Below are 22,540 nucleotides of genomic sequence, written 5' to 3' on the forward strand. Positions count from 1 at the left end.
CCGGGGCCCCTGGTCGTCGCCTGACCAGGGGCCCCGGCCCACGCACGCCCCACCCCACCCCGCCCCACCCCCGTCTTCTACTGCTCCGCTACTGCTCCGCCCGCTCCGTCTGCCGAGGACGCCCCGTGGCGGCCGCGACCGCGCCGGCCACCCACAGCACCCCCGCCACCACAGCGGCCGACGTGCTGGACGACGCGTGCAGCGACCAGGCCCACGGCTCCGGGGTGTTGTCGCTGTCCACGCCGAGCAGCAGCGTGGGGCCGAACATGCCGAGCGGCAGCAGCCAGGCGAGCCCGCTGCCGAAGAGGCGGGCGCTGATCATGCCGAGGCCGAGATAGCCGATGACATTGCGGGCCGCGGAGCCGAACACCTCCGCGGTCGCGCCGGTGAGCAGCGGCAGCGCGGTCAGGCCCAGGGCAAGGGCGAGCAGCACCACCAAGTAGCCGCCCCTCAGGCGGCTCATCGGCTGGGCCGCGGTCTGCTCCAGGTCGGCCATCGGCGAGAACAGCGTGGTGGCGAGGACCACCGCATGGGCGAGCGGCACGATCTCGGCCACCGGCACGCTGAAGTCGACCAGGTAGCGGAACTCGGGCACCGCGACGCGCTGCCCCGCGAACGCCGTCGCCGCCAGGGCGATCAGCAGCGCGACGCCGGTGGCCCGGGGCAGGCCACGGCAGCGTACGAAGGCGACGACGGCACTCACCGCGGCGCCCCCGCACGCTCCGCACGCTCCGGACGCGGCGGAAGCTCCGGAACGGGGCGGCAGGCGCGGATCTCCTCGGCCGCCGCCTCGATCCACGCGTCCTGCTGCGCGGCCGGGGCCCCGGTGACGCGGGCGAGGGCGCGGCCGAACTTCTCGCCGTAGTACTCGCCGGGCGCTCCGGCGCGGTCGCGGATGACGGCTTCGAAGAGGAACGTGTCGGGGTAGCCTCCGGTCTCCTTCAGCAAGTGGGGCTCGCAGTCGGGGGACTTGGGCTGGGGGAGCGCCGCCGCGAACAGGGCGTCGGTCAGGTCGGCCTCGGTCTCCGCGGGCGTCATCAGGGACAGCTCGGCGCCGCCCGCGGGACGCTTGAGGCCGCTCGCGTAGAAGGCGCGGTTGAGCCCCTTCAGGTCGCCGAGCCGCGCGTCGACGGCCTTCACCGCGGCGCGGGCCGCCGACAGCAGATGGCGGTCCTCCGGCCACAGGCGCACCTTCGTACGCCCGCCGGTGGCATCGGCGCAGAGCTGCCGCGCCGGCTGGGCCTTGCGCACCGCCCAGTACGAGTCGGGCGTCGGCGTGCGGAAGGCCACAAGCGCGCCGCCCGCGACGACGGCCGCCACGGCGAGCGCCCCGAGGGCGAGGGGCCGCGGGGCGAGCGACGCACGGCGCCGCAGGGCGGGCAGTGCGGTCAGGAGCAGGCCGAGGGCCAGGCACCAGGCGACGGCGATCAGCATGCGCGCCGTGTTGGGCTCGAACTCCGAGCTCCAGAACTCGTCTATCGCCGGGAACAGCTTGTCCAGCGGGGTGTCCGGGACGAACGCGACGAAGACGAAGAGCCCGTACCAGAAGATTCCCGCGAAGGGCGCGACCACGCGGGAGGGCAGCGCCGAACCGATCGCGACCCCCACGGCGATCTCCAGGCCCATCATCCCGGCCCCGAGCAGCAGCGGCGTCCAGGCGGGCTCGCTGACGTCACTGACCCCCGCGGTCCGCGAGAACGCGACGGCCACCAGGACGGCGTACGCGAGCAGGGACCACAGCCACACCGCGAGCCACAGCAGCAGCGACTGCGCCCAGCCGCCCCGGGCCCCGGTGTCCGCCCACACCCTGGTCCGGTGCCGGAAGGCGCGGCCCGCTCCCCAGGAGGCCGCGGCGCTCATCACCGAGCCCATCACGATCACCGAGTAGAGCTGGACCTGGAGGCTGGTCTGGGTCCACCAGCCGATCCAGTCGCTCTCGGCCGGGCTCTCGGCGGTGAAGTAGTACACGCCGATCGCGCCCATGAGCGCGGCGGCCCACTTGGCCTCGCCGCGCCGCATCTCGGTAAGGAGCACACGCATCAGGTCGCCACCGCTTCCGTACCGGCGAGATGCAGATACCCGGCTTCCACGGCTCCCCCGTCGACTGCCTTGCCGTCCGCGCCAGTTGTGGCCCCGTCCGGCAGCGCGCACAGCTCGGCGACCGTCCCCGTGAAGCGGACCGAGCCTTCGAGGAGGACGGCGACCCGGTCACACACGTGCGCCACGTCCTCGGCGAGGTGGGTGCTCATCACCACGGCGGACCGCTCGCCCAACTCCTGGATCAGACCGCGGAATCCGACGCGCTGGGCCGGGTCGAGGCCCACGGTCGGCTCGTCGAGGAGCACCAGGGCCGGTTCGTTGACCATGGCCTGGGCGATCCCGACGCGGCGCAGCATGCCGCCGGACAGGGCGCCCATCCTGCGGTCCGCGTGCTTCTCCATCTGTACGAGGCGCAGGGCGTCGAGCGCCCGCTCGCGCCGCTTGGCCGCCGGGACCTTCCGCAGCCAGGCCGCGTACTCGGTGAACTCAAGGACGGTGAAACGGGGATAGAACCCGAAGGACTGCGGAAGCACCCCGATCCGCTGCCGGATGCGCTGCACCCGCGCCCGCCCCGGCGCCTCGTCACCGAGGAGGGTGACCGACCCGGACTTGGGTCTGCGGGCCGTGCTCAGGAGGGACAACAGGGTGCTTTTTCCCGCTCCGTTGGGACCGAGAAGACCGGTGACCCCGGAGGGGAATTCGAGGGAGACGTCGTCGAGGGCGACCGTGGAGCCGTACTGGACGGTCACGGCCGCGACCGCCGCGACCGGCTGGGAGCCGGTCGCGGCGGTGCTCTTGCTAGTGGTCACGTGATTCCTGATCAGTTCTGGGCGTTCACGAATCAGTTCTGAGCGTTCACGTAACCGTAGGCCCGGCTGCCGGGGATCCCCGCCCAGGTGGCCTTGGTGTAGTACTTGCCACTCGTGCTGGTGCCCTTGTACGCACCACAGCCGTACGCCTGCCGGTAACTGCGGGACGTGCTGGCTATCTTCGGGTCGGGGCGGAAGTTCTTGTCCTGGTAGATGTACGCGCTGAACGTCCTGGTGTCACTCACCGGCACATCACCACAGGCCTTGGCGTGACCGCTGCTCTTGCCCTTCCAGCGGTCACCGTCTTCCTTGTTGCCCGCGGTGGCTATGGAGAAGGGAAGTCTGCTTCCACTGATCTCCGCCGCGACCGCACCCACGGCCGGCACACCGATGGCGATCGCCGTCAGCGTCCCGACGACCGCGAGCTTGCGCTTCCCCGTGTACAACTTGCGCATCAATCCTCCAACAAGCAGGACTTACTTGGTCGTTGATCACGCTATGGGGGAATCTGAGGCTCCGGTGGCCAATGCTTCAGCTGTGCCGACGATCACATCGACGATCACATCGGCGACAACGGCGGGAGCGCCGCGAGAGCCGGGAGAGCCGGGAGAGCCTGGCCCCGGAGCATGCGTGAGAGCCAGGTTCCGAAGCATGCGCGAGAGCTAGGATCCGGAGCATGGCTCTGACCATGAACGACGTCGACCGGTTCGAGACCTCCAGGCCCCGCCTGGAGGCCATCGCCTACCGCCTCCTGGGCTCCGCGAGCGACGCGGAGGACGCCGTGCAGGACGCCTTCCTGCGCTGGCAGGCCGCCGACGTCGAGCGCATCGAGGTCCCCGAGGCCTGGCTGACGAAGGTCCTCACCAACCTGTGCCTCAACCACCTCACATCGGCCCGCGCCCGCCGCGAGACCTACGTGGGCCAGTGGCTGCCCGAGCCCCTGCTCGCCGGGGACCCGATGCTGGGCCCCGCCGACACCGCCGAGCAGCGCGAATCCGTCTCGTACGCCGTCCTCACCCTCATGGAGCGCCTGTCGCCCAACGAGCGGGTGGTGTACGTGCTGCGGGAGGCCTTCGGCTACTCGCACCGGGAGATCGCGGAGATCCTCGACATCACCGAGACCGCGGGACAGCAGATCTTCCACCGCGCCAAGAAGCACGTGGCGGACGGCAAGACCCGCACCGAGATCGACGAGGCCACCGCCCAGCGGATCGTCGAGGAGTTCCTCGCGGCCGCCACCAGCGGCAAGACCGAGCCGCTCGTGCGGCTGCTCACGCAGGACGCCATCTCCATCGGTGACGGCGGCGGCAAGGTCCCTGCGCGCGCCAAGGCGTTCGAGGGCGCTGTCGCGGTCGCGAAGTTCATGCGGGGCCTGTTCAAGCCCAGCGAGGTCAAGCGCTCCTACGTCGGCGGCTCCCCCGAGATCTACGGCACGACCGCGAACGGCACCCCCGCCGTCGTGGCGGTCGTGGACGGCCGGGTCGTCGGCGTCATGTGCCTGGAGATCACCGCCGAGGGCATCGTCGCGTTCCGCAACCAGGTCAACCCCGACAAGCTGGAACGCGCGACCCGGCGATGGGCGGCCACCGACCACGGAGAACCCCTGCTCCACGCGTTCTGACGCCCCGAGCTAGATGTGAGCTGCTTCACAACAGCTTCCTGTCAGGAAACGGCGGGCTGCCCGGTTCAAGAGGCGAACCCGCTGAAGAGCTGAAGAGCTGATGACAGGAGCAAGGACATGCAGCACCGCACGCAGCACCGCATCGTCGTCATCGGAGCCGGATACGCCGGAGCCACCGCCGCCGGGCGCCTCGCCAAGCGGCTGCGCCGCGAGGACGTCGCCATCACCCTCGTGAACCCCGAACCCGACTTCGTCGAGCGCGTCCGGATGCACCAGCTGACGGCAGGCCAGGACCTCCCGCACCGGCCCTTCAGCGAGATGTTCGCGGGCACCGGCGTCGAACTGAAGCTCACCAAGGTCACCGCCGTCGACGTCGACCGCAAGACCGTCACCGTCGGCGACGCGCACGGCAGCACCGAGGACCTGGAGTACGACACCCTCGTCTACGCCCTCGGCAGCGGCTGGAACGCCCAGGGTGTCCCCGGCACCGCCGAGCACGCCCACGAGATCGCGAGCCGCCCCGGATCGCGCCGGCTGCGCGAGCGCCTGGCAGGCCTGGACGCCGGAGAGACCGTGGTCGTCGTCGGCGGCGGCCTCACCGGCCTGGAGGCCGCGACCGAGATCGCCGAAGCACACCCGGACCTCGACGTCGCCCTCGCCGCCCGCGGCGAGCTCGGCGACTGGCTCTCGCCCAAGGGCCGCGGCCATGTACGGAAGGTCTTCGCCGGGCTCGGCATCACCGCGCACGAGCAGGCCGCCGTCACCGGCGTACAGGCCGACCGCGTCACCACCGCCGACGGCAAGGCCATCCCGGCCGCGGTCACGGTGTGGACCACCGGCTTCGCGGTCCACCCGATCGCGGAGGCCACCGCCCTCGAAGTCACCGACAGCGGCCAGATCATCGTCGACCGCACCATGCGCTCGGTCTCGCACCCGGACGTGTACGCCGTCGGCGACGCGGCCATGGCGATCGGCCCCGGCGACAAGCCGCTGCGGATGTCGTGCGCGACGGGCACCCCCATGGCATGGCAGGCCGCCGACGCCATCGCGGCCCGCCTGACCGGCGGGAAGATCCCGAAGACGCCGATGCGCTACTTCAACCAGTGCATCTCGCTCGGCCGCAGGAACGGTCTGATCCAGTACGTCACCGCCGACGACCGCTCGGTCAACGCGGCCCTGACAGGACGGCTCGCCGCCGTCTACAAGGAACTGGTCTGCAAGGGCGCGGCCTGGGGCGTCGCCAACCCGACACTCGGACTGCCGACCCGCCCCCGCCCCATCACCCAGAACACCCCCCGCCAGGCCACGGGCGTGAAGGCCTCGGCCTGACCGCCCACGTCCCCGCGGACCGCGCACCGCGGTCCGCGGACGGCGGGCGGCGGACGGCGGGCGGCGGGCGGCGGGCGGCGGGCGGCGGAGCGACAACTCCCGGACAACGCGAAAGGCCCCCGGTTCAACCGGGGGCCTCTCATCTGTGTGCACTCGGCAGGATTCGAACCTGCAACCTTCTGATCCGTAGTCAGATGCTCTATCCGTTAAGCTACGAGTGCTTGATTTTTCTTTTTTCTGCCTTCGCTCCCCGGCCTTTCGGCCCGCTCGCGGCGACAGGAAGAACATTACATGACCGCCGCCGCCATGTGAAATCCGTTTGCCGCACCGCTTGCGACCTGCGGAAACGTGCTTCGCGGCGGCGAAACGCCGAAGCCCCGGTCCAGTGGACCGGGGCTTCGGGATCTTGCAGCGGAGGCGGAGGGATTTGAACCCTCGATGGGATTTAAGTCCCAAACCGCATTAGCAGTGCGGCGCCATAGACCGGACTAGGCGACGCCTCCAGCTTGCACTCCTGCGCGAGCGCGAGGGGTGCGTGCAGATGATGACACAGCCGGGCGGCGTGTCACCAATCGCGGCTTCCACGGTACTAGTCGGGCGGCCCGCAGAGCAAAGCGTCTTTCCGTGCCCGCAACGTCGCGGCGTCAACGGCGTTAGACGCGGTAGAGCCCGTACGTGTTCGCGTACCCGGTACCCCGCACCCAGTGGAGCCCCGTCATGCTGCGCCGTCTCGTCCTCACCGCCGCCGCGTCCGTCGCCGCGCTGTCCGCCGCGCCCTTCGTCGCCCACGCCGACATGGAGCCCCTCCCCCTGCCGACGCCCGTGACCGAGTCCGGGGCGACCCCTGACCGGCTCACGGTGAAGGTCGACGACGCCGGGGACGGCCGCGACGGGACGTTCGAGCTGACGTGCCACCCGACGGGCGGCACGCACCCTCAGGCGGAGGAAGCGTGCGCGAAGCTCGACCAAGGGACGAGGTGGGGCAGCGACGCGTTCGCACCCACGCCGGCCGACGCGAACTGCACCATGCAGTACGGCGGTCCCGCCACCGCGCACATCACCGGCACCTGGAACGGGCGGCCCGTCGAGGCGACGTACAACCGCAGCAACGGATGCGAGATCTCCCGGTGGAACAAGCTCGTCCCGGTGCTTCCCGAGGCCGGCGCCTGACTCCGGATGACTCCGGACGATCCGTTTCGGCCACTTCCGAGGCGCTTCCCGGCCACGGCCGAATCCGTCCGGCCGCCACCTCCTCGTGACCAGGCCGTACGGAAGCCTCACATCTTCTGCGTGCGACCTCCCTCTCATCCGGCGTCGCGCGCACAACCACTCCCCGTAGACTCCCTCCCGTGACACGCCGCGGGCCGCGGGGCAAGATGGCCTGGGCGAGTCGGCAAGCAGCAGTAACCAGGGAGGAAGCGTCGTCGTGAGCAGCAGGCCATCCCGAGGCGCTGCTCGCCTCGCAGCCATACTCGACGCGCTCCCGGACGCGCTGGTCCTCGTGAACGCGAACGGGACCGTCGTGAACGCGAACGCGATCGCGCTCGAGGCGTTCGAGGCACCGGGCACAGCCCTCGTGGGACGCGGGCTCCTCGATCTGTTGCCGGAGTTCGACTCCCGGCTCATTCCCGGATCGATGCGCAGGCCCGACTCCGTCGACGGGCGCGGGCGTACGAAGCCGACGCGGATGACCGCGCGCCGCACGGACGGCAGCGAGTTCCCCGTCGAGGTCACCAGCTCGAACCTGGAAGACATTCGGGACGCCTACGACAATTACGGCTACACCGGCGACGAGTTGCTCATGCTCGTCGTACGCGACCTTTCGGGCGCTGTGGACACCGAGGCCGAACTCGCGCGCTCCCAGCGGCAGACCGAGATGATCCTGCGTGCAGCCGCCGAAGGTGTCGTCGGGACGGACACCGAAGGACGGGTCGTCCTCGTCAATCCGGCCGCCGCGCAGATACTGGGCTTCAGGGCCAGCGACCTGGGCGGGCAGGAACTGCACCACCTGGTGCTCCACTCCCGCGCCGACGGTGAGCCCTTCCCGTACGAGGAGTCCCCTCTCGCGGACACGCTCCGCTCCGGGCGCAAGCACCGGGTGCGCGGGCAGGTCCTGTGGTCCAAGAGCGGCGACCGGGTCGCGGTCGACCTGACGACGGCGCCGGTGCGGGACGGTGACCAGCTCGTCGGCGCGGTCATGACGTTCACCGACCGGCGCCCCTACGACGCGCTGGCCGAGGAGCACGAGGCCGCGATCGCCGCGCACGCCGAGGAGATGAAGGCCGCGACGGAGCGGCGCACGGAGGAGCTGCGGGCCGCGACGGAGCGGCACGCGGCGGAACTCGCCGCCGCGGCCGAGCAGCGCGCCGAGGAGATCGCCGCCGAGCAGGAGCGGTACGCGGCGCTCGCCGAGCGCGAGAAGGACCGGTTCGAGGAGCTCACCGAGCGCGAGAAGGCGCGGTACGACGCCCTGGCCGCGCGGCACGAGCAGTTGCTCGCCGTGCTCGGGTCGTCGTTGCGGGGTCCGCTCGACGAGCTGAAGCGTGAGCTGTCGGCCCTGGCGGCGGACGACGCCGGGCAGTTGTGGCCCGAGGCGAATCAGGTTCTCCATCATCTTTCCGCCGGGTACGCGCGCATCACCACGCTTGTCGACAATGTGCTGGGCTTCCAGTTGCTCGACTCGGGTGCGGATCAGCTGTCGTGCGTGAAGGTCATGCTCGATGCCGTCGTCGCGAGCGGCGTGGAGGGCGCGGTCGAGCTGATCGGGCCCGGACGCGCGCAGTTCGCGGTGCACGCGCCGCCGATCGAGGTCGAGGTGGACCCGGGGCGGCTCGCCACCGCGCTCGCCCACCTGGTCGCCGACGTGGCGGGGATCGACGCCACGGGCAACGCCCGTGCCGGTACGGGTCCTTCGGCCGTGTCCGCCGCCGGTGGGTACGTGGACTCGACCGTGGTCGTGGCCGCGGCTCAGCGTGGCGAGGTCGTCCGCATCGAGGTGCGGGGGCCGTACGCCGGGGGAGACCCGGTGCACGAGCCGATCGTCCGGGGCATCGTGCGGGCGCACGGCGGCGTGCTGCAGACGCATGAGGTGCCGGGGATGAGCGGCAATGCGTACGTTCTTGAGGTGCCGATCGGGGCGGGGGGTGGGGCGGTTTCCGCGGCCCCCGAGGCGGTGGGTGGTTCTGTCGGCTCTTCTGTTGGCTCTTCTGTCGTGGTGCCCGCGCAGGCTTCGCCCGCCACGGGTGGCGGGCGCCGACGGGCTCGGCGGGCTGCCGGGCCTTCGGTGGACTCGTTCTTGGAGAGTGCGGTTCCTGAAGGTGCCACCTCGGGAGGTGCCGCCTCGGGAGGTGCAGCGCCTGAGGGGGCCGATTCCGTAGGCGGGGCTTCGTCCAGTGGGACCGGGCGGCGTCGAGGGCGGCGTGCGGCGGAGGCCGACGCGGCGCAGATCGCGGCGGCTCAGGTTGCCGAGGCCGAGGCGTCGATCGCGTCGGTTGGTCCGGTTACTCCGGTTGCTCCGGAGGCGGTCGCGCGGGGCGAGGGGGCTGCGCAGGCACAGACTTCGGGTGGTACCGGGCGGCGGCGTGGGCGGCCCAGCGCCGCGGAGGGCTCCGTGAGTTCGGGGGGCTCCGTGAGTTCGGGGGGCTCCGTGAGTTCGGGGGGCTCCGTCGGTTCTGTGGTGACCGCTGCCGAGCATGCGGCCGGGTCCGCGGCTCTCGGGCAGACGGTGCCGCCGCAGGGCGTGCCGGTTCCCGCGGGTGGGGTGGCCCCTGCCGCTTCCGGGCAGCGGGCTCGACGGAACGACGAGCAGTTGGCGTTGCCGCCCGCTCTGCCTTCGGGCGGTGGTGGGCAGGAGGGTGCTGTCGCCGGGGGCTCCGGGGCTTCCGGGGCTTCCGGGGTCGGGACGGCTGTGGCTGTCGCCGGTGACTCGGGCGAGGCCTCTCCCCGTCCGACGGGGCGGCGTCGCCGTGCGCTGGCCGCCGCCAAGGAGCGGGCCGCTGCCGAGGAGGCTCCCAGCGGGCGCGTATTCGCGTTGCCGCCCGCTTCCGCGGACCAGGACGACACGGGGCAGCACGAAGCGGCCCTGCACCACCCGGCCGACGACCACACCCCGCCGCAGCCTCACCCCGCGGAGACGCCGACGGGTCGCCGCCGGTCGCGTCCGGCGCAGGGGCAGGGGCAGGCAGCGGGGCAGGGGCAGGAGAACGGGCTGGGGCAGGCTCCCGGCGCGTCCGCCGCACCGGGGGCGGACGCTGCCCCTGCTGGTCCTGCTGGCTCTGCTCCTGCGGCGCCCGCAGCCGCTGGTCCGGCCGGGGACGCTCAGGGCACCCCGCCCGCCGGTGTTCCCTCGCAGCCCACTACGTACGCCGAAGGCACTCCCGCGCGGGGCGTCCACACACCCGGCAGGGGCGTCGCGCTCCCGCCCGAGCGCGGGGCCCAGGGTCGGGCCGCGCAGCCGCTGCCCGCCGAGGCCGCGCCCGGCGACCCCAACTCGACGCAGGGGCGCGCGATCAGCGTGCGCACGCTCGGGCAGGGTGTGCCGTTCGGCCAGCAGATCGCCGAGCAGCAGCAGCGCCGTCGCGGGCTGCAGCAGGGCCATGCCCCGGCCGCCCCGGCGACGGCACCGCAGACGCCGCAGCCGCAGCCGCAGCAGAATCCCCAGACCCCACAGAACCCGCAGAACCCGCAGGTCCCACAGGCACCCCAGCCTCCGCTGCCCCCGCAGACTCCTGCGGCCCAGCAGGCTCCCCAGGCCCCCCAGGCTCCCCAGCCGCAGCAGGCCCAGCCCGCCGCATCTGCCCCCACCGCTCCCGCCGCCCCGGCCGCTCCTGAGGCCCCGCAGCCCCCCACCGCGGGACCGCTCCCGGAGCAGGCGCCGGCGCAGCCCGCGGCTACGGGACAGTCGCAGTCCCACACCCTCGGCGGCTCTCTCGGCGGCTCCGTCGGCGGCTCGGGGCGGCGCCGCAGGCTGTCCACTCCCCCCGACCCCGCGGGCGACGACCGCCCCGAGGCCGCTGCACGCCCGCACCCCCAGGCGCAGGGCCACCCGCAGTCCCGGATCGCGTCCTCGACCGAGGGCACAGGCCGCGCGTACGCGATCGGCGCACCGGACGAGGACGCCGACGAGGGCCCGGAGCCGCTGGACGGCCCCGGCGGCGCCGTCGAGGTCGCCAACCGGCCCCAGCCGCAGCCCATGGACGACGAACTGCCGCCCGAGCCGCTGGACAACCCGCGCCGCCTCCTGGTGTGGCCCGCGCCCGACGTCACCACGCAGCAGGCGCTGAGCGACCGCGGCTACCGTCCCGTCATCGTGAACTCCCGCGAGGAGGTCGACGCCCAGATCGCGGCGTTCCCCGCGGCGCTGTTCGTGGACCCGCTGACCGGACCGATCACGCGTACGGCTCTGCAGTCGCTGCGCACGGCCGCCGTGGCCGCCGAGGTCCCCGTGCTCGTCACGGCGGGACTCGGCCAGGCGACGCGCGAGGCGGCGTACGGCGCCGACCCCGCCGTGCTCCTGAAGGCGCTCGCGCCCCGCGACAGCGAGCAGCACCCGCCGCGCGTCCTGCTCATCGAGGAGCACGAGGAGATCGCGCTCGCCCTGACCGCGACGCTGGAGCGGCGCGGCATGCAGGTCGCGCGGGCCGAGAGCGACGCGGACGCGGTGACGCTCGCGGCGCAGATGCGGCCGAACCTGGTGGTGATGGACCTGATGCAGGTGCGTCGCCGCAGGGCCGGGATCATCGACTGGCTGCGCGCGAACGGCCAGTTGAACCGCACCCCGCTCGTCGTCTACACCGCCGCCGTCGACCAGACGGAACTGCCGCGTCTCGCGGCGGGGGAGACGGTGCTGTTCCTCGCGGAGCGGTCGACGAGCAGCGAGGTGCAGGGCCGCATCGTGGATCTGCTGGCGAAGATCGGTACGAACTAGGGCGGGCGGCCCTGGGGCTCGCGCTTCGGGCGGTGCAGGCCGCCGTGGTGCGAGCGACTCAAGCCGTGATGCGTCGCATCGCGGCCTTGATCGAGGTGCGCAGCCGCGCCACGTCGTCGTCCGTCTCACCGACCAGGATCCGCCGCATCTGCGGAACCGCCGTCGACCAGCCGGCCAGCGCGACCACCATGAACAGCAGGTGGGAGGCGGGGATTTCGTCACTGATGACGCCGCGGGCCTGGGCATCGGCGAGCACGGCGACCTTGCGGTCGTAGTGGTCACGGCGCTCCCGCTCGTCGGGGAGCTCGTCGGTGCCGTACTCGATGCCCTCCCAGAAGAGCAGGCGCAGGAGCTCGGGGTGTGCGGCGTGGTAATCCATCAGCCGGTCCATCCAGCCGTCCATGTCGTCGGCGTCGACGGGAGTGCTGACCGCCATGTCGAGCATGCGTTTCTCGAGGACCTGGGTGAACAGCTCGGCCTTGTTGCCGAAATAGGCATAGATGAGCTGCTTGTTCGCCTTCGCCTCGCTCGCGATGCGGTCGATACGGGCGCCCGCGATGCCGTACCGCGCGAACTCGGTCACCGCCGCCTCGAAGATCCGGGCCTTGGTGGCTTCGGGGTCTCTCACTGCCATGGGGACAGGGTAGCTAATCCTTGCGGGTAACCAACTGGTTGGTTGCTTGACATTGCGCGGGCTGTGGGCGCAGACTTTTTCCAACCAACCAACCAACCAGTTAGTTGCTTGCCTTCGACTCGCCTGCTCGTCGCCTACTCGCCGCTCACTCGCCGCCTGATCGCGCAACGCAAGGAGCCCGCCCCTCATGTCACCGCCCATGCCCTCAGCCGCCAGGAGCCGGACACCCGGGGCTCCCGGAATCGCCGGGAACTCCGGGATCGCCCGGGACTCCGGGATCGCCGGGGACTCTCCGACCGAACGCTCCGTCCGGCCCGGCCTGCTGCTCGCCGTCGTGGCGGTCTGCACCGCGGTGACCGCCGCCAACATCTACCTCGCGGCGCCCCTGCTCCCCCTCATGGCCCACGACTTCGGCACCCAGCCGTCCGACCTGGCCTGGCTCGCCTCGGTGTCCCTTCTCGGGTACGCCGCCGGGCTGCTCTTCTTCGCCCCGCTCGGGGACACGGCGAACCGCCGCCGCCTCGTCGGCATACTCTCGGCCGGCGCGGCCCTGGCCTTGGCGGCGGCCGCGGTCTGTTCGGGGCCCGTCGCGCTCGCCTGCGCCCTGTTCGTCGCCACGGCGGCGAGCGTCATACCCCAGCTCCTGGTGCCGCTGGTCGCCGAGCGCGCGCCCGTCGGCCGCCGTGCCCGGCATGTGGCGGCCGTGATCGCCGGGCTCTTCGCGGGAGTTGTCGCCGCGCGTGTCCTCGGCGGGCTCGTGGGTCAGGCCCACGGCTGGCGCGTCGTCTTCGTGGGCGCTGCCGTCCTGACACTGGCGCTCGGCCTCGCCACCGCCGCGCTGCTGCCCGCTGAGGACCGGCCGCGTCACGCGGGCCCGGCCCTCAGCGGTCTCGCCCGCCTGCCCCGGGTCCTGAAGGAGTCACCGGAGCTGCGCCGTGCCTGCCTGCGCCAGGGCGGGATGTACGGAGCGTGGAGCGCGGTATGGACCTCGCTCGCCCTGCTCCTCACCAGCGGTGCGTACGGCATGTCGACCGGAGCCGCAGGGCTCTTCGGCCTCCTCGGGCTCTCCGCGACCGCGGTCGCCCCGCTGGCCGGCGGGCTCGTCGACCGGTTCGGGGCGGCGCGGGTCACGGCGACCGCGTACGTCGGAGCGGCGCTCTGCCTGCCGCTGTTCTGGCTGGGCGGGCGGCAGTTGTGGGCGCTGTGCGCGGCCGGGATCCTGATCCACGCCGCCCTCGTGGCGAGCCATGTCGCCAACCAGACCCTGGCGCTGACCACCACGAGCCTGCCCGCCACCGCCAACACCGCCTATGTGGTGGCCGGTTTCGCGAGCGGCGCGGGGGCCTCGGCCCTGGCAGGTACGGCCTTCACCCACTGGGGCTGGGGCGGGGTCTGCGCCATCGCGACGGCCTGGCTCGCCCTGGGCTGGGCCACGGCGATACGCCGCTCCGGCGGGGGAGCGGCGTAACACCGAGTGAGTGCTGGGAGGGAGGGCGGCCGTCAGAGCTTCGTGACGTCCAGTTCCCCGTCCGCGTACTGCCTGCGCAGCACCTTCTTGTCGAACTTGCCGACGCTCGTCTTGGGCACGGCGGGCACGATCGCCCAGCGCTCGGGCAGCTGCCACTTGGCGATGGTGCCCGCGAGGAAGTCGCGCAGGGCGGCGTAGTCGAGGCTCGCGCCCTCCTTCAACACGACGGTGGCGAGCGGGCGTTCGCCCCACTTGTCGTCGGGGACGGCGACGACGGCCGCCTCCGCGACGTCCGGGTGGGCCATGATCGCGTTTTCCAGCTCCACGCTGGAGATCCACTCGCCGCCGGACTTGATGACGTCCTTCGCTCGGTCGGTGAGCGTCAGGAAGCCGTCGGAGCTGATCACGCCGACGTCGCCGGTCTTCAGCCAGCCGTCCGCGCTGAACTTGTCCTCGGGCTTGATCTCATCGCCACCCGCTCCGCCGTAGTACGCGCCCGCGATCCACGGCCCGCGCACCTCCAGCTCGCCCGCGGACTCTCCGTCCCACGGCAGGTGCTCGCCGCCGGGGCCCACCAGGCGGGCCTCGACGCCGGTCGGGAAGCGGCCCTGGGTGAGGCGGTAGGCGAACTCGTCCTCGGCGCCGAGGGACTTGGCCGGCGGGCGGGCGACCGTGCCGAGCGGGGAGGTCTCCGTCATGCCCCACGCATGGCAGACGCGCATGCCCAGTTTGTCGAACGCCTCCATCAGCGAGGGCGGGCAGGCGGAGCCGCCGATGGTGACCTGGCCGAGCGAGCTGACGTCGCGCGGCTTCGCGCTGAGTTCGGCGAGCAGGCCCTGCCAGATGGTGGGGACGGCGGCCGCGTGCGTGGGCCGCTCCGTCTCGATCATCTCGGCGAGCGGGGCGGGCTGCAGGAAGCGGTCCGGCATCAGCATGTTCACGCCGGCCATCAGAGTCGCGTGCGGCAGGCCCCAGGCGTTGACGTGGAACTGCGGGACGACGACGAGGGTGGTGTCCGCGTCCGTCAGGCCCATGGACTCGCTCATGTTGACCTGCATGGAGTGCAGGTAGATGGAGCGGTGGGAGTAGACGACGCCCTTGGGGTCGCCGGTGGTGCCGGAGGTGTAGCACATGGCGGCGGCCGTGCGCTCGTCGAGCTCGGGCCAGTCGTACGTCGTCGGCTTGGCGGCGATCAGGTCCTCGTACTCGTGCACCCGCGCCTGGATTCCGGCCAGCGGCGAGCGGTCGCCGGGGCCCGAGACCACCAGGTGCTCGACGGTCGGCAGCTGCGGCAGCAGGGGTGCGAGCAGCGGGATGAGGGAGCCGTTGACGATGATGACGCGGTCGGCCGCGTGGTTCACGATCCAGGTCAACTGGTCGGCGGGCAGCCGGAGATTGAGGGTGTGCAGGACGGCGCCCATGCAGGGGACCGCGAAGTAGGCCTCGACGTGTTCGGCGTTGTTCCACATGAACGTGGCCACGCGCTCGTCGCCGTCGACCCCGAGGTCTTCGCGCAGTGCGTGCGCCAGCTGGGCCGAGCGTTCACCGATCTCGCGGAAGCTGCGGCGCTGCGGGGCGGCCTCGCCGGTCCATGTGGTGACCTGCGACGACCCGTGCACGGTCGTCCCGTGCCGAAGGATGCGGGTGACGGTCAGTGGTACGTCCTGCATCGTGCTCAGCACGGCGTCCTCCCGGTGGGCGCGCGGCATTCATCCGGGGCGGCTCCCGAATGACCTACCTGGCAGTAGGGCTCGCCAGATTCTTGCCGCATACCGCACGGTATGTCACTAGGTCGGGAGAAGAAAGGTCCGGCAGAGCTGCGACGATCACCGAACTGTCCGGGCTGTCACCGGGCTGTCCGGGCCATCACCGGGCTGTCCGGCCCATCACCGGGCTGCCTGGGCCATCACCGGACCGGTGTGAGCTCCGGGTCCTCGCGCAGCTTGCCCAGCGCACGCGACACCGCGCTCTTGACGGTGCCGATGGACACCCCGAGCACCTCGGCCGTCTGGGCCTCGCTGAGATCCTCGTAGTACCGCAGGACGACCATCGCCCGCTGCCGGGCGGGCAGCTTCATGATCGCGCGCCACATCGCGTCCCTGAGCACCTGCTGCTCGGCCGGGTCCGCGACCGGCGCCACCTCGGGCTCGGGCAGCTCGTCACACGCGAACTCGTCGACCTTGCGCTTGCGCCACTGCGAGGTCCGGGTGTTCAGCAGGGCCCGGCGCACATAGCCGTCGAGGGCCCGATGGTCCTCGATCCGGTCCCACGCGACATAGGTTTTGGTGAGGGCGGTCTGCAGCAGATCCTCGGCATCGCTCGGATTCGCGGTCAGCGAGCGCGCGGTGCGCAGCAACACGGGCTGACGTGCCCGTACGTACGACGCGAACGACGGATACGCCGAAGGACTCGCTGTCCGCGTCGCGGCCTTCGATGCGCTGGTGCACATGGGCACCATGGATACGGTCATGGCTCCACGCTAGAAGCGCCCCCTACTTCAGCGGATCGGCCGCAGGTCCCGAAGCGGTGTCCGCCTCAGGTTGTACGCGGGGTGGTAGCCCCACCTCCTGAAGGTGGAGGAGGCGGAGCACACCCCTGAGGGTTCATCCCTGAGAAGGCGGCGAAAGGCGCCGCGCTCCCCGCCTAGCGGACCCGGGCAACCGGCGCGTGCACGAGGTTCCGGTCGATCTTGATCGTGCGCCCGCCGTGCCGCTCCGTGACGTTCCCCGCGTACTGGTGAATGCGCCGCTCAGGGCTCCACGCGTCGCGCCGAAGGACCGGCTCGCGGTACAGGTGCGGCCGCACGCGCCAGCGCGCGAACCACATCACCGACGGCAGATCCCGCACCCCCGCCCGCCGCGCCGTCTCCATGTGCCGTACGCCGGAGTTCGCACTGCTGTAGAACCCCGGCACGTACCCGAACCTGCGCACCTCACGGTTCCAGGCCCGCACGAAGGCCAGGGTGCCGTGCGCGCACCACTTTTCCCGGTAGGTGTACGCCTCCATGTCCAGATAGAGCGGGCTGAGCCGCTGCATCCCGAGTGCCCTGGCCTTCCGTACCGCGTCACGCCCCTCCAGTGTTCCCTGCCGCACGGGGTACCGCCCCATGCGCACGTGCTTCTTGTGCTTCGCGACGACGCAGGGCGACTGCGACCCGACGTACACCGGCAGCACCTTCCACCCCTGCCCCCGCACCGTGCGCATCCAACTGCGGCTCAGCTGCGGCTGGCGCTTGCACGCCCGGCCGCGGCCCGCGTAGTAGATGCCCACCGCTCCGTAGTTGGAGGTCTTCCAGCGGCGCATCGTGTCGGCGGACGGCGCGAGGCAGGTGTCGAAGGCCCGGCCGCGGTAGACCGAGACCCCCGCCGGCCACCCGGCCGCACGACCCCCCGCCGCGGCCGCACGTCCTTCGGGCCCGGCCGCGCGACCCGAGGCGTCGGGTCCGCGACCCGTGTCGGGTCCGCGAACCGCGGCCTCGGGTCTGCTCACGGCGCCGGTCGGCGGCGCGCCCACGGCCGTGGCAGTAAGGGCGACGGCAAGGACAAGTCCCATCATCAGCTTTCGGCAGCGCATACGCCGAGTGAACGGCCCGGGGCCCCCGCCGTGCCGGGGACACGCGCCGCGTTCAGCCGTCCGCCGCGAGAATCAACCCCGATGTGGGCACACCGGTGCCCGCGGTGACCAGTGTGCGCGCCGCGCCGGGTATCTGGTTCACGGACGTGCCGCGCACCTGTCGGACCGCCTCCGCTATGCCGTTCATCCCGTGCAGATACGCCTCCCCGAGCTGCCCTCCGTGGGTGTTCAGCGGCAGCATCTCCTCGGCCACGAAGTCCGCCGCCTCACCCGGCCCGCAGAAGCCGAACTCCTCCAGCTGCATCAGCACGAACGGAGTGAAGTGGTCGTAGAGAATGCCCACGTCGATGTCGTCGGGCGCGAGACCGGAGCTGCGCCACAACTGCCGGGCCACCACGCTCATTTCCGGCAGCCCGCTCAGGTCGTCGCGGTAGAAGCTGGTCATCTGCTCCTGCGCGCGGCCCGACCCCTGGGCCGCCGCCGTGATCACCGCCGGTGGCTTCGGCAGATCCCGGGCCCGCTCCGCGCTCGTCACGACGATCGCCTGCCCGCCGTCGGTCTCCTGGCAGCAGTCCAGGAGCCGCAGCGGCTCGACGATCCAGCGCGAGGCGGCGTGCTCGGCGAGCGTGATCGGTTTTCCGTGGAAATAGGCCGCCGGGTTGGTCGCCGCGTACTTCCGGTCGGTGACCGCCACATGGCCGAAGGCGTCGGGGGTGAGGCCGTAGGTGTGCAGATAGCGCTGGGCCGCCATCGCCACCCAGGACGCGGGGGTCAGCAATCCGAACGGCAGGGACCAGCCGAGCGCCGCGCCCTCCGCCGACGGCTCCCGGTGCTGCACGCCCGAACCGAACCGCCGCCCCGAGCGCTCGTTGAACGCGCGATAGCAGACGACGACCTCCGCCACTCCGCTCGCCACCGCGAGCGCGGCCTGCTGGACGGTCGCGCAGGCCGCGCCTCCGCCGTAGTGGACGCGCGAGAAGAACGACAGCTCCCCGATCCCGGCCGCCTGCGCGACGGTGATCTCCGGGTTCGTGTCCATGGTGAACGTGACCATGCCGTCGACGTCTGCGGGGCTCAGCCCGGCGTCGTCGAGCGCGAGCCCCACCGCCTCCACGGCGAGCCTGAGCTCGCTGCGCCCCGAGTCCTTGGAGAACTCGGTGGCCCCGATCCCGACGACAGCGGCCTTCCCGCCGAGGAGGTCGCGTGTGCGTACGCTCATGCCGCACCCCCTGCCGACGCCCCGCCCGGGACCGCCGCGCCCGGGACCGTCCCGCGCTGGACGGTGACCGTGACCGTGCCGGTGACGTGCTTGCCGATGCCGTTGGCCCCGACGACCTTGACCGTGGCCGTATCGCCCTCGACCCGCTCCACTGAACCGGTCAACACCATCGTGTCCCCGGGGTAATTGGGCGCCCCCAGCCGGATCGCCACCTTGTGGAGGATCGCCGCGGAACCGAAGTGGTCCGTGACATACCGTCCGACCAGGCCGTTCGTGGTCAAGATGTTCATGAAGATGTCAGGGGAGCCCTTCTCCTTGGCCGCCGCCGCGTCGTGGTGCACGTCCTGGTAGTCCCGCGAGGCGATCGCACCGGAGACGATCAGCGTCCGGGTGACCGGGATGGTGAGCTCCGGCAGCTCGTCACCGACCCTCACACCGCCCTCTTCTCCTGCGGCATACCGTCTCCCCCTCCCCGTCACGCCGTCTCCTCCTACAGCACCCTGTCCCCCCGTCATGCCGCCCCCTCGTGCGTGCTCCGTGCGATCAAGTCGCCCATTTCCTCCAGGACTTCGCTCCCGCACCCCAGATACGCGTCCAGCTGCCGTCCCCACAGGAAGTGCCGGTGCACGGGATGGTCGAGGTCGGCTCCCATACCGCCGTGCAGATGCTGGCCCGCGTGCACGACGCGCTTTCCACCCTCCGACGCCCACCACGCGGCGGTCAGCGCATGCGTGCCGTACGGCAGGCCGACGTCGCGCCGCCAGGCCGCCTCGTACGCCGTGACCCGCATCGCCTCGGTGTCCATATGGGCGTCGGCCGCCCGGAGTTGAACCCCTTGCTTGGCCGCGAGAGGCCGGCCGAACTGCTCCCGTTCGTTCGTGTGCGCCACCGCGCGGGCCAAAGATCCCGCGCACACTCCGGCCTGCAGTCCGGCGAAGGCCGTCCGCGCGCTCGCCAGGACGTCCTCGTATGCCCCTTCCCCTCCGATCCGCTCCCCGGGAGTCCCGTCCAGGACCAGCCGCCCCGCCGCCCAGGGCGCGGTCAGCTCCACGGGCTCCGATTCCGCGTCGGCCACCCGCACTCTCCACAGGCTGTGGCCGCCCCGCGGCGCCGGGTCGCGCACCGCCACCAGGACCTCCGTGGCATCTCGCAGCCACGGCACCCATGGCACGACCCCGGTCAGCTTCGCGGCAGTCGCACCGCCCGGGGCTCCCTCCCCGGAGGCCACCACGCCGCCCCGCGCCGGAAAAGCTCCCGTCGCGACCGCCGTGCCGTCCCGCAGCCCCGGCAGCAGACGCCCCCGCTGCTCCTCCGTGCCATGCGCCGCTACCGCGAGCAGCCCGAAGACACAGCTCGCCGCGAACGGCACCTGTGCCGTCGTCCTCCCCTGCTCCTCAAGCAGCAGCACGAGGCCGAGCAACCCGACCTCCTCCACCGCACCCGGCAGCCCCGCGGCGCACAGCGCCTTCCACAGCTCGGCGTCCGATGCTGTGCCCGCCGCCGTGAGCCGCTCGGGAGTAGCCAGGTCTCCGAAGATCTCTCCGGCAAGGTCCCGTGCGGCGGCCTGCTCCTCCGTGGGTGTGAAGTCCATGTCAGACCCCGCCCCCCGCCATGCTCTCGACGGCCCGGAACACCGGGAGCTCCAACTCCTTGTCCACCTGCTGGAATTCGAGCCGCACCGGCTGCCCGATCCGCACCTTGTCGCTGGGCACGCCCACCACATTGCTGACCATGCGCACGCCCTCCGCCAGGTCGATGAGCCCGACGGCGTACGGGGGATCGAAGGCGGGGAAGGGCGGGTGGTGCATGACGACGTACGAGTAGACCGTGCCCTCGCCGCTCGCCTCGACCGTGTCCCACACGAGCGCACCGCATGCATTGCAGCCGGGCAGCCAGGGGAAGCGCAGCGTCTGGCAGCCGCCGCAGCGCTGGATCAGGAGCTGGTGGCGGGCCACGCCTTCCCAGAATCCCGCGTTGTCCCGATTGATCACCGGGCGGGGCCGCTTGCCCTGGGGTTTTCGCTGCGCGGGTGCGTACTTCAGGATTCGGAAGCGGTGGGTCCCCGCGGGCTCGCCGTCCGCTCTGATGTCCATCCGGGTCGTGACGAAATGGCCCGTGCCCAGCTTGGTCGTCTTGCGCTCCGACACCGACTCGATGACCGCGTCGAAGGTGATCTCGTCCCCCGGCCGCAGCGCCCGCAGATACTCCTGCTCGCAGTCCGTGGCCACGACCGAGGTGTACCCCGCGCCGTCCAGGAGCGCGAACAACTCGTCGTACGCCGCCGAACGCCCTTGGTGTCCGGAGAGCCCGCCCATCGTCCAGGCCTGGAGCATGGTCGGCGGAGCGATCGGGTCCGCCCCCGCATAGGCCGAGTTCGTGTCGCCCATGGCCTCGCACCAGTGCCGGATCATCGGCTCGTTGACCGGGTCCTTGCCCACGCCCGACGTGGCGGCCGCCCGCCCCTCGAACGCCTTCAGCGTCTCGTACGAAAGATCGGTCACCGCCGTCCCCTCCGCATCCCGAGGCGCATCGTCGCCACGATCTCCCGCTGCACCTCGCTCACCCCGCCCCCGAACGTATTGATCTGTGCCGCCCTGTTCATCCGCTCCAACTCCCCCTCACCGGCCGTGCCGAGCGTCAGGGACCCGGATGAACCGGCCCGGACCAGGCCCGCCTCGCCCGTGACTTCCTGACATATTCGGTACACCTCCACCGCCGATTCGGTTCCCACGAACTTCACGCCGCTCGCGTCTCCCGGCGCCAGCGCACCCGCCCCGACATCCCCCACCAAACGCCAGTTGAGCAGGCGCGTTGCCGACAGCCGCGCCTGTGCTTCGGCCAGCCTGGACCGGACCCACGGAGCGTCAATCCGGCGCTCGCCCGTCACCGGATCGGGCGTACGGGCGAAGGCGAGGGCAGCGGCGTAGAAATCCTCGGCCTGCATGCCGATCGCGGCGAGCGCCACCCGCTCGTGGTTGAGCTGGTTGGTGATGAGCCCCCAGCCGCCGTTCTCCTCACCGACGAGGTTCGTGGCGGGCACGCGGATTCCGTCGTAGTACGTCGCCGTCGTCGTCAGACCGCCCACCGTCTCGATCGGCGTCCACGAGAAGCCGGGCGCGTCGGTCGGCACGAGGATGATCGAGATGCCCTGGTGCTTGGGGGCTTCGGGGTCGGTGCGGCAGGCCAGCCAGATCCAGTCGGCGTTCTGGGCGTTCGACGTGAAGATCTTCTGCCCGTCGATGACCCACGTGCCATCGGACCCCGCAGACCCCTCAGACCCCTCGGGCCCCGCAGACCCCGCGGGCCTCCCTGACCCCTCGCCCTCGCGCACCGCCCGCGTCCGCAGCGAGGCCAGGTCCGTCCCCGCCGACGGCTCGCTGTAGCCGATCGCGAAGACGAGGTCACCGCTGAGGATGCGCGGAAGGAAGGTGGCCTTCTGCTCCTCGGTGCCGTACTTCATGAGGGTCGGCCCGACGGTGTTCAGGGTGACCATCGATACGGGCGCGCCCGCGCGGTAGGCCTCGTCGAAGAAGACGAACTGTTCGTCGGGCCCGCGCCCCTGCCCGCCGTACTCGACCGGCCAGCCGAGGCCCAGCATGCCGTCTGCCCCGATGCGCCGCAGCAGCCGGCGCTGCCCCTCCAGGTCGCCCCCTTCGGGCGGACCTGCCGGCATCAGATCGCGGAAGTAGGCACGCAGTTCGGCGCGCAGCTGCTGTTGGCGCTCGGTGGGGGCGAGGTGCACGGCGGCGGCCTCTCCTTCGCGTAAGGGCGTCGCACCGACATTGGTTTCTGACTGTCCGTCAGAAACTGGCGCGGTGTCAAGAGATCTCCCTCGATGCGGGAGCCGGACGCGCCTGCGCGGCGGTGCAGATGCACCGCCGCGCAGAACGTCACACACCCCATCGAGCAGGCCCCAGGAGC

Annotated in this window: 18 protein-coding genes and 2 tRNA genes; 5 read left to right on the top strand and 15 right to left on the bottom strand. The window is 71.8% G+C overall.

Annotation, left to right across the window (positions count from 1 at the left end; all coding sequences use genetic code 11):
* Positions 1-88: 88 nt before the first annotated feature.
* From E5671_RS23975 to E5671_RS23990, 4 genes are read right to left on the bottom strand one after another with little or no spacing between them, the layout of a single operon-like run.
* Positions 89-703 (bottom strand): hypothetical protein, encoded by a 615-nt coding sequence (locus E5671_RS23975; protein ID WP_160506002.1) that lies wholly within the window; start codon positions 701-703, stop codon positions 89-91.
* Positions 700-2,040, bottom strand: a complete 1,341-nt coding sequence (locus E5671_RS23980) for a DUF7224 domain-containing protein (RefSeq protein WP_160506003.1) — start codon at positions 2,038-2,040, stop codon at positions 700-702. Before E5671_RS23980 ends, E5671_RS23975 begins: the two co-directional genes overlap by 4 nt.
* Positions 2,040-2,849, bottom strand: a complete 810-nt coding sequence (locus tag E5671_RS23985; protein WP_336605826.1) for an ATP-binding cassette domain-containing protein — start codon at positions 2,847-2,849, stop codon at positions 2,040-2,042. Before E5671_RS23985 ends, E5671_RS23980 begins: the two co-directional genes overlap by 1 nt.
* Before the next feature lie 32 nt (positions 2,850-2,881).
* Positions 2,882-3,304 carry a hypothetical protein gene (locus tag E5671_RS23990; protein ID WP_160506004.1) on the bottom strand — a complete coding sequence of 141 codons (423 nt, stop codon included), beginning with the start codon at positions 3,302-3,304 and terminating at the stop codon, positions 2,882-2,884.
* A gap of 221 nt (positions 3,305-3,525) precedes the next feature.
* Between E5671_RS23990 and sigJ the strand changes: the two genes are divergently transcribed.
* On the top strand, positions 3,526-4,470 hold the full coding sequence (sigJ, locus tag E5671_RS23995) for an RNA polymerase sigma factor SigJ (RefSeq protein ID WP_160506005.1): 945 nt from the start codon (positions 3,526-3,528) through the stop codon (positions 4,468-4,470).
* A gap of 117 nt (positions 4,471-4,587) precedes the next feature.
* On the top strand, positions 4,588-5,799 hold the full coding sequence (locus E5671_RS24000) for an NAD(P)/FAD-dependent oxidoreductase (RefSeq protein ID WP_160506006.1): 1,212 nt from the start codon (positions 4,588-4,590) through the stop codon (positions 5,797-5,799).
* A 148-nt stretch (positions 5,800-5,947) separates the two neighbouring features.
* Here E5671_RS24000 and E5671_RS24005 read toward each other — a convergent pair.
* Positions 5,948-6,020: transfer RNA gene (locus E5671_RS24005), tRNA-Arg, on the bottom strand.
* A 191-nt stretch (positions 6,021-6,211) separates the two neighbouring features.
* Positions 6,212-6,302 (bottom strand) — tRNA-Ser (locus tag E5671_RS24010).
* Between the two features lie 172 nt (positions 6,303-6,474).
* Here E5671_RS24010 and E5671_RS24015 point away from each other — a divergent pair.
* On the top strand, positions 6,475-6,969 hold the full coding sequence (locus E5671_RS24015; protein WP_336605827.1) for an SSI family serine proteinase inhibitor: 495 nt from the start codon (positions 6,475-6,477) through the stop codon (positions 6,967-6,969).
* 256 nt (positions 6,970-7,225) lie between these two features.
* Entirely contained in the window at positions 7,226-11,725 is a 4,500-nt protein-coding gene (locus tag E5671_RS24020) for a PAS domain-containing protein (RefSeq protein ID WP_160506007.1), read from the top strand.
* Positions 11,726-11,783: 58 nt separating this feature from the next.
* Here the strand turns inward: E5671_RS24020 and E5671_RS24025 are convergent, their stop codons facing one another.
* Complete coding sequence (locus E5671_RS24025) at positions 11,784-12,359, bottom strand: TetR family transcriptional regulator (RefSeq protein WP_160506008.1); 576 nt, start codon at positions 12,357-12,359, stop codon at positions 11,784-11,786.
* Positions 12,360-12,558: 199 nt separating this feature from the next.
* Here E5671_RS24025 and E5671_RS24030 point away from each other — a divergent pair, with 199 nt between their 5' ends.
* Positions 12,559-13,827, top strand: coding sequence for an MFS transporter (locus E5671_RS24030; protein WP_160510379.1), 1,269 nt, complete (start codon positions 12,559-12,561; stop codon positions 13,825-13,827).
* 32 nt (positions 13,828-13,859) lie between these two features.
* On the opposite strand, the gene E5671_RS24035 is transcribed toward E5671_RS24030, so the two are convergent.
* The 8 genes from E5671_RS24035 to E5671_RS24070 form a co-directional block, all read right to left on the bottom strand.
* Positions 13,860-15,509: a long-chain fatty acid--CoA ligase gene (locus E5671_RS24035; RefSeq protein ID WP_336605828.1), complete on the bottom strand. Its 1,650-nt coding sequence runs from the start codon at positions 15,507-15,509 to the stop codon at positions 13,860-13,862.
* 224 nt (positions 15,510-15,733) lie between these two features.
* On the bottom strand, positions 15,734-16,297 hold the full coding sequence (locus E5671_RS24040) for a SigE family RNA polymerase sigma factor (RefSeq protein ID WP_202121238.1): 564 nt from the start codon (positions 16,295-16,297) through the stop codon (positions 15,734-15,736).
* 173 nt (positions 16,298-16,470) lie between these two features.
* Entirely contained in the window at positions 16,471-17,400 is a 930-nt protein-coding gene (locus E5671_RS24045; protein ID WP_237330227.1) for a DUF1906 domain-containing protein, read from the bottom strand.
* A gap of 52 nt (positions 17,401-17,452) precedes the next feature.
* Positions 17,453-18,619, bottom strand: coding sequence for a lipid-transfer protein (locus E5671_RS24050; RefSeq protein WP_160506010.1), 1,167 nt, complete (start codon positions 18,617-18,619; stop codon positions 17,453-17,455).
* On the bottom strand, positions 18,616-19,053 hold the full coding sequence (locus E5671_RS24055; RefSeq protein ID WP_336605829.1) for a MaoC family dehydratase: 438 nt from the start codon (positions 19,051-19,053) through the stop codon (positions 18,616-18,618). Before E5671_RS24055 ends, E5671_RS24050 begins: the two co-directional genes overlap by 4 nt.
* Before the next feature lie 77 nt (positions 19,054-19,130).
* Positions 19,131-20,210: an acyl-CoA dehydrogenase family protein gene (locus tag E5671_RS24060; RefSeq protein WP_160506012.1), complete on the bottom strand. Its 1,080-nt coding sequence runs from the start codon at positions 20,208-20,210 to the stop codon at positions 19,131-19,133.
* Between the two features lies 1 nt (position 20,211).
* Complete coding sequence (locus E5671_RS24065) at positions 20,212-21,120, bottom strand: OB-fold domain-containing protein (protein WP_160506013.1); 909 nt, start codon at positions 21,118-21,120, stop codon at positions 20,212-20,214.
* Positions 21,117-22,361 (bottom strand): acyl-CoA dehydrogenase family protein, encoded by a 1,245-nt coding sequence (locus tag E5671_RS24070; RefSeq protein ID WP_160506014.1) that lies wholly within the window; start codon positions 22,359-22,361, stop codon positions 21,117-21,119. The genes E5671_RS24065 and E5671_RS24070 overlap by 4 nt, the downstream gene beginning before the upstream one ends.
* Positions 22,362-22,540 lie beyond the last annotated feature (179 nt).

Source organism: Streptomyces sp. BA2 (genome assembly GCF_009769735.1).
GTDB lineage: Bacteria > Actinomycetota > Actinomycetes > Streptomycetales > Streptomycetaceae > Streptomyces.

Excerpts from the sequence above, each read along its gene's own strand:
- E5671_RS23980 (WP_160506003.1), bottom strand. The coding sequence starts at position 2,040 with ATGCGTGTGCTCCTTACCGAGATGCGGCGCGGCGAGGCCAAGTGGGCC.
- E5671_RS23990 (WP_160506004.1), bottom strand. The coding sequence starts at position 3,304 with ATGCGCAAGTTGTACACGGGGAAGCGCAAGCTCGCGGTCGTCGGGACG.
- sigJ (WP_160506005.1), top strand. The coding sequence starts at position 3,526 with ATGGCTCTGACCATGAACGACGTCGACCGGTTCGAGACCTCCAGGCCC.
- E5671_RS24000 (WP_160506006.1), top strand. The coding sequence starts at position 4,588 with ATGCAGCACCGCACGCAGCACCGCATCGTCGTCATCGGAGCCGGATAC.
- E5671_RS24025 (WP_160506008.1), bottom strand. The coding sequence starts at position 12,359 with ATGGCAGTGAGAGACCCCGAAGCCACCAAGGCCCGGATCTTCGAGGCG.
- E5671_RS24030 (WP_160510379.1), top strand. The coding sequence starts at position 12,559 with ATGCCCTCAGCCGCCAGGAGCCGGACACCCGGGGCTCCCGGAATCGCC.
- E5671_RS24040 (WP_202121238.1), bottom strand. The coding sequence starts at position 16,297 with ATGACCGTATCCATGGTGCCCATGTGCACCAGCGCATCGAAGGCCGCG.
- E5671_RS24045 (WP_237330227.1), bottom strand. The coding sequence starts at position 17,400 with ATGCGCTGCCGAAAGCTGATGATGGGACTTGTCCTTGCCGTCGCCCTT.
- E5671_RS24050 (WP_160506010.1), bottom strand. The coding sequence starts at position 18,619 with ATGAGCGTACGCACACGCGACCTCCTCGGCGGGAAGGCCGCTGTCGTC.
- E5671_RS24060 (WP_160506012.1), bottom strand. The coding sequence starts at position 20,210 with ATGGACTTCACACCCACGGAGGAGCAGGCCGCCGCACGGGACCTTGCC.